This window comes from Streptomyces murinus (genome assembly GCF_002154555.1).
Classification (GTDB): domain Bacteria; phylum Actinomycetota; class Actinomycetes; order Streptomycetales; family Streptomycetaceae; genus Streptomyces; species Streptomyces murinus.
Window position 1 is genome coordinate 1 of record NZ_MUNF01000427.1, and the last position, 11584, is coordinate 11584.

The 11584-nt window shown below is 71.0% G+C and carries 13 protein-coding genes; 4 read left to right on the forward strand and 9 right to left on the reverse strand.

What is annotated here, in order from left to right; translation table 11 throughout:
- Nucleotides 1-123 precede the first annotated feature (123 nt).
- Complete coding sequence (locus CCN72_RS24945; protein WP_037663616.1) at nt 124-399, forward strand: DUF1876 domain-containing protein; 276 nt, start codon at nt 124-126, stop codon at nt 397-399.
- Between the two features lie 72 nt (nt 400-471).
- Here CCN72_RS24945 and CCN72_RS24950 read toward each other — a convergent pair whose 3' ends face one another.
- The 4 genes from CCN72_RS24950 to CCN72_RS24965 all read right to left on the reverse strand — a co-directional run bounded on the left by CCN72_RS24950 (nt 472) and on the right by CCN72_RS24965 (nt 4369).
- Nucleotides 472-1650, reverse strand: coding sequence for a serine hydrolase domain-containing protein (locus CCN72_RS24950; protein WP_208638085.1), 1179 nt, complete (start codon nt 1648-1650; stop codon nt 472-474).
- Nucleotides 1651-1724: 74 nt separating this feature from the next.
- The gene (locus CCN72_RS24955) at nt 1725-2552 is read right to left on the reverse strand and encodes an energy-coupling factor ABC transporter ATP-binding protein (protein ID WP_086809790.1); all 828 of its coding nucleotides are present in this window, start codon (nt 2550-2552) and stop codon (nt 1725-1727) included.
- A gap of 7 nt (nt 2553-2559) precedes the next feature.
- Complete coding sequence (gene cbiQ, locus CCN72_RS24960) at nt 2560-3321, reverse strand: cobalt ECF transporter T component CbiQ (protein ID WP_086809792.1); 762 nt, start codon at nt 3319-3321, stop codon at nt 2560-2562.
- A gap of 1 nt (nt 3322) precedes the next feature.
- Entirely contained in the window at nt 3323-4369 is a 1047-nt protein-coding gene (locus tag CCN72_RS24965; RefSeq protein ID WP_086809794.1) for an energy-coupling factor ABC transporter permease, read from the reverse strand.
- Nucleotides 4370-4530: 161 nt separating this feature from the next.
- On the opposite strand from CCN72_RS24965, the gene CCN72_RS24970 reads away from it, so the two are divergent.
- On the forward strand, nt 4531-4869 hold the full coding sequence (locus CCN72_RS24970; RefSeq protein ID WP_037663593.1) for an SsgA family sporulation/cell division regulator: 339 nt from the start codon (nt 4531-4533) through the stop codon (nt 4867-4869).
- A gap of 9 nt (nt 4870-4878) precedes the next feature.
- Here CCN72_RS24970 and CCN72_RS24975 read toward each other — a convergent pair whose 3' ends face one another.
- The 5 genes from CCN72_RS24975 to CCN72_RS24990 form a co-directional block, all read right to left on the reverse strand.
- Nucleotides 4879-6543 (reverse strand): penicillin-binding transpeptidase domain-containing protein, encoded by a 1665-nt coding sequence (locus tag CCN72_RS24975; protein ID WP_086809796.1) that lies wholly within the window; start codon nt 6541-6543, stop codon nt 4879-4881.
- Between the two features lie 137 nt (nt 6544-6680).
- Nucleotides 6681-7109 (reverse strand): hypothetical protein, encoded by a 429-nt coding sequence (locus CCN72_RS24980; RefSeq protein WP_136100879.1) that lies wholly within the window; start codon nt 7107-7109, stop codon nt 6681-6683.
- A 31-nt stretch (nt 7110-7140) separates the two neighbouring features.
- Nucleotides 7141-7443: a hypothetical protein gene (locus CCN72_RS24985; RefSeq protein ID WP_086809798.1), complete on the reverse strand. Its 303-nt coding sequence runs from the start codon at nt 7441-7443 to the stop codon at nt 7141-7143.
- Nucleotides 7444-7591: 148 nt separating this feature from the next.
- On the reverse strand, nt 7592-7741 hold the full coding sequence (locus tag CCN72_RS39140) for a hypothetical protein (protein ID WP_158101408.1): 150 nt from the start codon (nt 7739-7741) through the stop codon (nt 7592-7594).
- A gap of 428 nt (nt 7742-8169) precedes the next feature.
- Entirely contained in the window at nt 8170-9918 is a 1749-nt protein-coding gene (locus tag CCN72_RS24990) for a dolichyl-phosphate-mannose--protein mannosyltransferase (protein WP_167408714.1), read from the reverse strand.
- Nucleotides 9919-10023: 105 nt separating this feature from the next.
- On the opposite strand from CCN72_RS24990, the gene rsmI reads away from it, so the two are divergent.
- Complete coding sequence (gene rsmI / locus CCN72_RS24995; RefSeq protein WP_086809800.1) at nt 10024-10872, forward strand: 16S rRNA (cytidine(1402)-2'-O)-methyltransferase; 849 nt, start codon at nt 10024-10026, stop codon at nt 10870-10872.
- A 260-nt stretch (nt 10873-11132) separates the two neighbouring features.
- Entirely contained in the window at nt 11133-11552 is a 420-nt protein-coding gene (locus tag CCN72_RS25000; protein ID WP_085565136.1) for a hypothetical protein, read from the forward strand.
- The last annotated feature ends 32 nt before the right edge of the window (nt 11553-11584 follow it).

Genomic DNA, 11584 nt, shown 5'->3' on the forward strand with positions numbered 1-11584 from the left:
CTCCAGGGTGCTCCCGGCCGCCGAGATGACGTGCGCCGCGGCCGGGAGCACCCTGGAGACAGCCGGAATGTGCGTTGCCCGGAGGTGGCCGACATGACGCAGACCATGCAGCAGACGCAGACCATGATGCACACCGCTGTCGGGTGGCATGTCGAGCTGGAGTTCGAGGAGGACGGTCAGCACACGCGCGCGGCGGCCCTGGTCCGGTTGCCCGACGGCAGCGAGGTGAGGGGGCACGGACACGCCAGTCGCCATCACATCGACCACGACCAGCCCAGGGTCGGCGAGGAGATCGCCGGCGCCCGCGCCCTCAACCAGATCGCCATGGAACTGCTGAACAAGGCGCACACGGAGATCGACGCGGATTCGGGCCGCACTTCGCACCCGATCCACGTCTGAGCCCTCAGCCCTCAGCCCTCAGCCGTCAGCCCTCAGTCCCGAGCCGCGACCCGGGTTCCGAGCGCGGCCGGGTCACGCCTTCAGCGCCACCTTCAGCGCCCGTACCAGCGCCTGCGCCCTCGGGTCCGCCGTCACGCTCTTGCGGAAGCCGTTGGTGACATAGCCGAACGCGACGCCCGACTCCGGGTCGGCGAACGCGAGCGCGCCGCCGCGGCCCGGGTGCCCGAAGGAGCCGGGGGACAGGAGCGGGGACGCGCTGCCGTGCAGCATGAAGCCGAGGCCGAAGCGGGTGGCGACCACGAGCACCCGGTCGGGTCCCGCCGACTGCTCCGCACGGGCCAGCTCCACCGTCTCGGGCGTGAACAGCCGTACCCCGCCGTCTACTTCGCCGATCAGCGACGCGTAGACGCGGGCCAGTCCGTCGGCCGTCGCGATGCCGTTGGAGGCGGGCAGGGCGGCGGCGCGGTACGCGGGGTCGTTCTCGTCCGGGAGCGGGGTGATCGCGGCGAAGGCGCGGCGGGTGAGCGACTCCGGGTCGGCGTAGGCCGCGGACACCGAGCGCTTGGGCCGCAGCTTCAGCGCGCCCGCCGACTGCGGCGCCTCGATGTCCCCGACCCGCCCGACGCGCCCCTGCTCGGCCTCGGGCAGCCCGAGCCACAGGTCCGCGCCGACCGGCCCGGCGATCTCGTCGGCCAGCCACTCGCCCACCGGGCGCCCGGTGACCCGCCGGACCAGTTCCCCGGTGAGCCAGCTGTACGTCTGCGCGTGGTACCCGTGGTCCGTGCCCGGCTCCCACACCGGGGCCTGCGCGGCGACGGCCGCCGCGCCGAGGTCCGGGTCCGCCGCCTCGGCCGGGGGCAGCGGGCGGTCCAGGACGGGCACGCCCGCGCGGTGCGCGAGCAGATGGCGTACGAGGGTCCGCTCCTTGCCCGCCGCCTTGTACTCGGGCCAGTACGTGCCGACCGGCGCGTCCAGGTCCAGCTCCCCGCGCTGGTGCAGCAGCAGAAGCCCGGCGGCGACGACGCCCTTGGTGGCGGAGCGCACGATCTGGGCGGTGCCGGGCTCCCAGGGGGCCGTACCGTCCACGTCCCGGGTGCCCGCCCACAGGTCGACCACCCGCTGTCCGTCGCGGTACACGGCGACCGCCGCGCCGCGCTCCCCGAGCAGGGCGAAGTTCGCTGCGAACGCCTCCCTGACCGGCTCGAAGCCCTCGGCCACCGTGCCGTTCACGCCCACGTCCCCGCCCTCCATGTCCCGCATTCCCTTCCGCTCGCCTGCGACAGTGGGTGCAACAGCGGGTGCGGGCCTGCGATTCCTCGGTGAGTTCAGACGTCCGTTTTCATTACCTTTGTCACCCGGGGCCCCGCCACTCGCGGGTCGAAGCCGAACGGCAGTTCCAGGCGGTGCGCCCGCATCAGCTCCTCGTCGGACAGCAGGTCCGCCGTCGGTCCGTCGGCCGCGATCACGCCGTCGCTGAGGATCAGCGAGCGCGGGCACAGCTCCAGGGCGTACGGCAGGTCGTGCGTGACCATCAGGACCGTCACGTCAAGCGAGCGCAGGATGTCGGCCAGCTCGCGGCGGGAGGCCGGGTCGAGGTTGGAGGACGGCTCGTCCAGGACCAGGATCTCCGGCTCCATCGCCAGCACGGTCGCCACCGCGACGCGCCGCCGCTGCCCGAAGGAGAGATGATGCGGGGGCCGGTCCGCGAAGTCCCCCATGCCGACCCGGTCCAGGGCGCCTCGTACGCGCTCCGCCAGGGCGGCCCCCTTGATCCCGGCCGCCGCCGGGCCGAACGCCACGTCCTCGCGCACCGTCGGCATGAACAACTGGTCGTCCGGGTCCTGGAAGACGATGCCGACCTTCTGCCGGATCGTCGCCATGTGCCGTTTGCCGACGGGCAGTCCGGCCACGGTGACCGCACCGGCGCCGCCGCCGAGGATGCCGTTGAGGTGCAGCACCAGGGTGGTCTTGCCTGCGCCGTTGGGACCGAGCAGCGCGACCCGCTCGCCGCGCCCGATGGTGAAGTCGACGCCGAACAGGGCCTGATGGCCGTCGGGGTAGGCGAAGGCGAGGCCGGAGACCTCCAGCGAGGCGGTGGCCGTACCGGTCGTACTGGCCGTACCGGTCGTACTGTTCGTACTCACAGGGTCCATCCCGGATTCACAGGGTCCATCCCAACAGGCAGACGACGAGGGCCGAGCAGGGGAGCGCGAGGGCGCGGCGCCACTGCGCGGGGGACGCGGTGGCCTCCTCGATGACCGGCATCGAACCGGCGTACCCCCGGCTCACCATGGCCAGATGCACGCGCTCCCCGCGCTCGTAGGAGCGGATGAACAGCGCGCCGGCGGACTTGGCGAGCACCCCCCAGTGCCGTACGCCCCGTGCCTCGAAGCCGCGGGAGGCGCGGGCGATCCGCATCCGGCGCATCTCGTCGGTGATCACATCGCCGTAGCGGATCATGAAGGAGGCGATCTGCACCAGCAGCGGCGGCAGCTTCAGCCGCTCAAGCCCCAGCAGGAGTTGGCGCAGCTCGGTGGTGGCCGCGAGGAGCACGGAGGCGGCGACGCCGAGGGTGCCCTTGGCGAGCACGTTCCAGGCGCCCCACAGCCCGTTGACGCTCAGCGAGAGGCCGAGCACCTGCACCCGCTCGCCCTCCGCGACGAACGGCATCAGCACCGCGAACGCCACGAAGGGCACCTCGATCAGCAGCCGCCGCAGCAGGAACCCGGCGGGCACCCGGGCGCTGCGCGCCACGGCCGCGAGCAGTACGGCGTACACCCCGAACGCCCAGATCGCCTCGCGCGGGGTCGAGACGACGACCAGCACGAAGAGGAAGGCGGCCGCGAGCTTGGTGTGCGGCGGGAGCGCGTGCACGGGCGAGTCCGCGTGCCGGTAGAGGCGATGGGCGTGGCCCGCACCCATGTCAGAGACCGTGGCTCACGGGCGAGACATCGGTACCGCGGCGCCTGCGCACCGCCCAGAACACCGCGCTGCCCGCGACCACCGTGACCCCGACCCCGATCACGCCCGCGAGCCCGCCGGACAGGCGCGCGTCGGAGACGTCCTTGACGCCGTAGTCGGCGAGCGGGGAACCGGCCGAGGCGTGCTCCTTCGCCCGGGTGTCGATCCCCTTGTCGTGCGCGACCTTCTCCAGGCCGTCGGGGCTCGCGGAGGCGTAGAAGCTGACGAATCCGGCGAGCACGAGGGAGGCGACGAGACCGGTCACCCACACCTTGCGCCGCGAGGTGGGCGCCGCCGCGGGGGAGACGGGCACGGCGGGCGCGTCGACCAGCTCGCCGTCCACCCGCAGCCGGAGCCGCTGCCGCAGCCCGCGCGCGCCGTGCACCAGGTCCGGGCGTACGGCGATCACGGCGCCGACCGTCAGCGCGGTGATGACCGCCTCACCGATGCCGATCAGCACATGGACGCCGATCATGGCGGTCGCGACCTTGCCGATCGAGACGTCGGTGGTGCCGCCGACCGCGTAGATCAGGGTGAAGGCGCAGGCCGCGGCCGGCACGGAGACGAGCGCGGCGACGAAGGAGGCCGCGGTCACCGAGCGGCGCCCCCGGGGCAGCACGGCGAGCAGGCCGCGGAAGACGGCGTACGACACCACGGTGGTGACCAGCGCCATGTCCGTGATGTTGACGCCGAGCGCGGTCAGCCCGCCGTCCGCGAACAGCACGCCCTGCATCAGCAGCACCACGGACACACAGAGCACACCGGTGTACGGACCGACGAGTATCGCGGCCAGCGCCCCGCCCAGCAGATGGCCGCTGGTGCCGGCCGCCACGGGGAAGTTCAGCATCTGCACGGCGAAGATGAAGGCGGCCACGAGACCGGCCAGCGGTGCGGTCTTCTCGTCCAGTTCCCGTCGGGCACCGCGCAGGCTCACCGCGAGGGCGCCGGCGGCGATCACTCCGGTGACGGCGGAGGTGGGGGCGTCGATGAATCCGTCAGGTACATGCACCGTTTGATTTTAGACGCTTGTTGCGAACCCTTTGCAAGTACTGGGTACTCGCCTCCTGCTCCGGGGGCGGCTCGGGCGAAATGTGCGACATTGGAGAGGAAACGGTTGAAAGCGGATGAAGTGGCTTTCGCAGGGGTCACTCAGGGTGAAAGGGCGTTCCCATGTCTGTGATCGAGCAGTACGCGCGCGCCCATGTCGTCACGGATGACGAGGACCCGGGAGCCGTCCCGGTACGGCTGCGGTACGACCCCGAGGACGACCCGCGCTCGGTCCGGATCGATCTCCCGGGCGCCCATGAGTGGACCTTCTCCCGCTCCCTGCTGGAGCGCGGGCTGCGGGCACCGGCCGAGAGCGGCTCCGTACGGGTGTGGCCGTGCGGCCGGGTCCAGGCGGTCGTGGAGTTCCACTCCGACCAAGGGGTCGATGTGCTCCAGTTCGACTCCAAGGCGCTGATCCGCTTTCTGCGCCGGACCTACACGGCCGTGCCCGTGCACAACTGACCGGTCCGGTCAGCCACCCTTCTTGAGCAGGTCCGCCACGATCGGGCCCGCCGTGTCACCGCCGTGCCCACCGGCCTGCACCACGCCCGCGGCCACCAGGTCGCCCCGGTAGGCGGTGAACCAGCCGTTCGGCTTCTTCTGCCCGTCGACCTCGGCCGAGCCGGTCTTCGCGCCGTAGTCCGGGCCGAGGCCGGCCATCGCCTTGGCGGCCGTGCCGTAGTCGGCCGTGAACTTCATGACCTCCTTGAGCTGGGACCGCGTCTTGGCGGACATGGTGCGCGCGGCCGTCGCCAGGGTGCGGTGGTCCACGTCGGGGGAGACCAGGTACGGCTGGCGGAAGCGGCCCGACTGCACGGTGGCCGCGACGGAGGCCATGTTCAGCGGGTTCATGCGCACCCCGCCCTGCCCGATCAGCGAGGCGCCCATCTGCGCGCCGCTCTGCACCGGGACGGAGCCGTCGAAGGTGGGCACGCCGATGGCCCAGTTGTCCATGCCGAGGCCGTAGACCTGCTGGGCCTCCTCGGTCAGATCGCTGTTGGAGAGCTTGGGCGCGAAGTTGATGAAGGCGTTGTTGCAGGAGGCGCCGAAGGCGGTCTTGAAGGTGCCCTTCTTGATCTCGGAGTCGTCGTCGTTGTGGAACGTCCAGCCCGCGAGCTTGTACGTCTTGGGGCAGGGGTGCGAGGCGTCCGGGGTGATGAGCTTTTTCTCGAACAGCATGGTCGAGGTCACGATCTTCATCGTGGAGCCCGGCGCCAGCGAGCCCTGGAAGCCGACGTTGAAGCCGTGCTCGCTGTTGGCGACCGCGAGGATCTCGCCGGTGGAGGGCCGCAGGACGACCACGGAGGCGTGCTTCCGCTTGCCGACCTGTGCCTCGGCCTCCGCCTGGAGGGCCGGGCTCAGGGTCGTCTTCACGGTGCCCGGGGTGCCCTGGCTCAGCGTCACCAGCGTCTTGTCGGACAGCTTCGCCTTCTGCGACGCCTTGCCGCGCACCACACGCAGCTCCACGCCCGCCGTGCCGCCCGCCTTCTTGCCGTACTTCTCGCGCAGCCCGTCCAACACGGTGGCCAGCGAGGGGTACTTGGCGGCCGTCAGCTCGCCGCCGTCGCGGTCCAGTGCCTTGACGGGCGGGGTGCCGGCGTGGCCGGTGACCAGCGTGTCGCCGTCCCGCAGATCCGGCTGGACGACGGAGGAGTGCCAGTCGACCAGCGGCTTGCCGTCGCTCGCCCGCCGTACGACGGTGAGCGAACTGCCGTACGCCAGCGGCCTGGAGACGCCCTTGTACGCCAGCGTCGCCTTGACGGAGAAGGGCACCTCGGCGCCCTTGGCGGTGCCCGGGGTGAGGGTGACGCCCGTGAGGTGGGCGTCCTTACCGTAGCCGGTGAGCAGGGCGGTGGCGGCCGAGGCGTTGTCGGTGGCGGCCGCAGCGTCGGCGATTCGGCCCTGCTGCCAGGAGGTGAGGAAGGCGGTGGCGGCGGTGTGCACCTCGGCCGCGCTGAGGGGGCCTGTCTTGACCTGCTTGTGGTGCGCGGTGGCGCTCGTCTCGCCGGCCGCCGAACCGCCGTCGTACAGCGCGTAGGCGGTGAGTCCGGCGCCGCAGGCGACCAGGGCGATGACTCCGCCTATCACGCCGGGCGGCGCCGTGCGCCGTTCGGCGGCCCGTCTTCTCTTCCCCACAGCCTCTGTTCCTCCGCGCTTTCCAGGGTCCCCCGCCCCTCGACTCCCCAACGACGGCACTCACCCTAAAGTCCTGAGCGGGGTGGGTGACGTCCCCGGTCATTCCGTAGCACGGTTGCGACAATCGGACCGGAAACTCAGCCCAGGAGAGCGCGGAACTGCTCGATGTTTCGGCGGCGCATGGTGAGAAAGGCGAGCCAGGAACCGTCGGCGTAGTGCACCCGGAAACGCGCCATCAGCTGGAGCCGGGGCCGCCGTTCGACCCGTGCCACCCACGCCCTGGGCACCTCCCACACCGGCGTGCCGTCCAACGGCTTCACCAGTCCGACCCGCTGGTCGGTGACGCGCAGCAGCAGCGCTCCGGACGTCTGCGGACACTGTGACGCGATGCCGCCCGCCATCCCGCCCTGCGCGCCGACCTGGCTCATCAGATCGTTGGCGAGCACACCGCCGAGGTTCACACTGACCCCCTTGGCCCCGGCCGCGGGCACGACGGAGGCGTACGCCAAGAGCTGTTCCCCGGCCGCCAGTTGATTGCGTACGGCACGCTCACGCAGTTCGGACATGCCCATGATCATAAGCGGCCGGGTGTGGGTGCTAGTCCCGGGCGAAGGCTTCCCGGATGCGGGTTATCTCGTCATGGGCGCGGTGCTTGTTCACCTCGTCCAGGAAGGATTCGAGTTCCGTCCTCCGCTCGGGGGTCAGATCGTCCCTGGCGAGAAGTTTCTTCAGGACGTGCGCCGAGCGCCACACCTTGAAATTCACGCCCCACCTCGCGCCCTGCTCCTTCATCATCGGGAGCAAGGCGCCCGAAAGCGCGGCGAAACCAGGAGAGGACCAGGTCAGGATCGCCGGCCAGATGGTGTTCTGGGGGACCGAATGCGCGAGAGAGAGCAGCATGGTCCCACCGAAACCACCACCGGCGGCAGCGACCTGTTTGGTCCTCTTCCTGGTTCTCGGTGTGGACGCCTTCCTCGGCGCCGTCTGCGTGTCGGTTTTCTGTCGAGGTAACTCGGGCGCACTGCCTCCCCCGGACGCGGCTGGGCCCTCAGTCACCTCTCACCTCGACCTTGGACGTTCTGAGGATCCGGTCCGTCTCCTCGGCCTCGGCGGCCTTCACGTAATTCCGGAGGAAGGCTTCCGCGTCCGCCCCGGACAGCCGCCCGGCGACGGACTCCCTGCGACTCTCCGGCTCCATACGCAGAGTCCCCGAGAGAAGGCTGATCAGGCGTAACGCCTCTTTCGCTCCCGAACTCAGCAGACGGCTGACGGCAGTGGCCAGTCCGATAGCCGAAACGACGGTGGCCAGAATCGGCCAGGTGTCATTCCCCAACGCCCCTACACCCCCCGGCTTCACGTATGGTGCGCATCACATGTACACAGTGTAGCGCCGACCGTGACATTTCGTCAGGGAACAGGGGAAAAGCGCTGGTCAGGTACGTTGGGCACGAAGGGCGTCTGTGGCGCTGGGAGGAAGCTGTCACCAAAGAGAACTACGTGCCCAATGGGCAAGGCTTCGGTGCCGGTAGCTTCCGGAAGGTCCCGTCCGGCGTCAGCAGTTGAGGAGCGAAGTGCAGGGCCTCGCTCCTCAAGAGGTGTTCATCGCCTGTTTTTGGGTCTGCCCAGCTAGACCCAGGTGTCCAGCCACATCCGCGCCCGCCAGCTGTCGATCGGGATCGCCGTGCCGGTGAACAGGGGCCAGAAGTAGATGAAGTTCCAGGCGATCAGCAGGACCAGGACGCCGGCCGAGGTGGCGCCGACCACGCGGCGGGTGTCGCTGGAGCCCGGGGGGCCGATGATCGCGCCGATCATCATGGCCACGGCCAGGCACAGGAACGGCACGAAGACGACCGCGTAGAAGAAGAAGATCGTCCGCTCCTGGTACAGGAACCAGGGCAGATAGCCGGCCGTGATCGCGCAGGCGATGGCACCGGCCCGCCAGTCGCGGCGGAACGCCCAGCGCCACAGGATGTACACGATCGCGAAGCAGGCCGCCCACCACAGCAGCGGGGTGCCGAGGGCCAGCACCTCGCGGGCGCACTTCTGGCCCGCGTCCGCCGGGCAGCCGTCGGTGCCGGGCGAGGGGGACTCGTAGAAGTACGACACCGGGCGGCCCAGCACCAGCCAGCTCCACGGGTTGGACTGGTAGGTGTGCGGGGAGTCCAGGTGCAGATGGAACTCGTACACCTCGTGCTCGTAGTGCCACAGGCTGCGCAGCCAGTCCGGCAGGAAGGACCAGGCGCCGCCCCGGCCGTCGGTGAGCGCCCAGTTGCGGAAGTAACCGCCCGTGCCGTTGGTGGGGGAGAGGATCCAGCCCAGCCAGGACAGCAGGTAGACGGCGACGGACACCGGGACCGTCGCCAGGAAGGTGATGCCGAGGTCGTGCTTCAGGACCGCCAGACGCGGGTAGCGGGCGCCGGCCACCCTGCGCGCGCCGACGTCCCACAGCACCGCCATCACACAGAACGCGACCAGGATGTACAGGCCGTTCCACTTGGTGCCGATGGCCAGGCCCAGCATCAGCCCGGCCGCCCAGCGCCAGGGGCGCCAGCCGAGCCGCACGGAGTCCGCGACCTGCGCGTTCGGGCGGACCAGGCCGTCCGGTCCGACGGGCAGCGCGGCGGCCAGTCTCGCCCGTGACCGGTCCCGGTCGATGAGCAGACAGCCGAACGCGGCCACCACGAAGAACATCAGCACACCGTCGAGCAGCGAGGTGCGGCTCATCACGAAGTGCAGCCCGTCCACCGCGAGCAGGGCGCCCGCCAGACAGCCCAGGAACGTCGAGCGGAACATCCGGCGCCCGATCCGGCAGATCATCAGCACGCTCAGCGTGCCCAGCAGCGCGGTCATGAACCGCCAGCCGAACGGGTTGAACCCGAACATCAGCTCGCCGAGCCCGATCACGTACTTCCCGACCGGCGGATGCACCACGTACGCCGCGTCCGCCGGGATCGCGAGATGCCCGTGCGTCTGGAGGACCAGGTCGTTGGCGTTCTTGTCCCAGTTGACCTCGAAGCCGCGGTGGACCAGCGCCCACGCGTCCTTGGCGTAGTACGTCTCGTCGAATATCACCGCCCGCGGGCTGCCCAGGTTCCAGAACCGCAGCAGGCCCGCGACCAGCGTCACCAGCAGCGGCCCCGCCCAGCCCGACCAGCGGTTGATCCGGTCGGCCAGCACGGGCGGGGCGCCGAGCGCCCGCCACAGCCGGGGACCGGGCTGCGGGTACGGCGGCACCAGCCGGTCCCGGACGTCGCCCTCGGGCGTGTCCTTCGCCGGCGCGTACCCGAACCGGCGCAGCCGCTGCTGCCACGGCGGCCGCCGGTCGTGCGGCGCCTGGCCCTGCCTCAGATCCATGGAGGACGCGGTACTGGTCACCGCGCCATCGTAGGGAACGGTGCTGTGCGAGTCCCGTGCATGCGCGGCGCGGGCCGCGAAGCGGTCGTTTTCCTCCGGCTCGCGGACCCCTGCGAGGATGGGGGCGTGACTGGAACCCTTGTCCTCGCAGGTACCCCCATCGGCGACATCGCGGACGCGCCGCCCCGGCTGGTGAAGGAGCTGGAGACCGCGGACGTCATCGCCGCCGAGGACACCCGGCGGCTGCGCCGGCTCACCCAGGCGCTCGGCGTCACACCGGGCGGCCGGGTGCTGTCGTACTTCGAGGGCAACGAGTCGGCGCGCACCCCCGAACTGGTCGAGGAGCTGACCGGCGGGGCGCGGGTGCTGCTCGTCACGGACGCGGGCATGCCGTCGGTGTCCGACCCCGGGTACCGGCTGGTCGCGGCGGCCGTCGAGCAGGACATCCGGGTCACCGCCGTACCGGGGCCGTCCGCCGTGCTCACCGCGCTCGCCCTGTCCGGGCTGCCCGTGGACCGGTTCTGCTTCGAGGGCTTCCTGCCGCGCAAGGCGGGCGAACGGCTCTCCCGGCTGCGCGAGGTCGAGGGCGAGCGGCGCACGCTGGTCTACTTCGAGGCCCCGCACCGCCTCGACGACACCCTCGCCGCGATGGCCGAGGTCTTCGGCGCCGAGCGGCGGGCCGCGGTCTGCCGGGAGCTGACGAAGACGTACGAGGAGGTGCGCCGGGGTCCGCTGGCCGAGCTGGCGAGCTGGGCCGCGGAGGGGGTGCGCGGTGAGATCACGGTCGTGGTCGAGGGCGCGCCCGAGACCGGCCCGGAGGAGCTGGACGCGGCGGAGCTGGTGCGCCGGGTGCGGGTGCGCGAGGAGGCCGGGGAGCGGCGCAAGGAGGCGATCGCGGCGGTGGCGGTGGCGGCCGGGTTGCCGAAGAGGGTCGTGTTCGACGCCGTTGTGGCAGCGAAGCGAGCCGATCAGTGAGGAGTCTGCCCGGACGCGGGGCTTGAGTAAAAACTGCCCTCTGAGCAGGGATCTTCTCGGATGAGCGAATCGGCCAATGGGCGGCAAAAGGCTGTCGCCATTGGCAAAGCGCACAGGCGGTCCGCGGGGGCTTTTCGGCAAGGAAGACTCAAATCGCCTCCAACACTCGACAGCCCCGGTGCATTCGCGTCGGCGAAGGCGTCCACTGGTCGAAGGGACCCCGATCAGGGGTGCTCGTCCAGCGGAAACGAGGAGCTGGCATGAGTGAGATCGCAGGGCAGACCGGCCTCCGCGGTACGGCCACAGCCGTTGTTCACGAGTCGTATTCATTCGCCTGCATGCGCTGCGGGCACGGCTGGGAGCAGTCGTACGAGATAGAGCACCACACGGACGCCGACGGGCAGCAGTACGTGCGGTACGTGGCCGACGGGCACGTCGTGCCGTCGCCGCTGCGCAGCCCCAGCTGCCAGAACTGCGATGGCCATGTGCTGCGGATTATGCGCGCCGGACAGGTGTCGTCGGTACGGGGCACGGGCGCCCGGCGCGGCGCGCCGCTCGCCGGGCCGGTGGAGGTGCCGCAGGTGCCGGTCGCCGGTGAGGGCGCGGGGCCCGCGGCCGGGACGCCGCACCACTGGCATCTGTCGGACCTGCTGCACCCCTTCCAGCGCAAGGCGGGCTGACCCCCCCCGGGTTCCAGCGCAAGGCGGCGGGC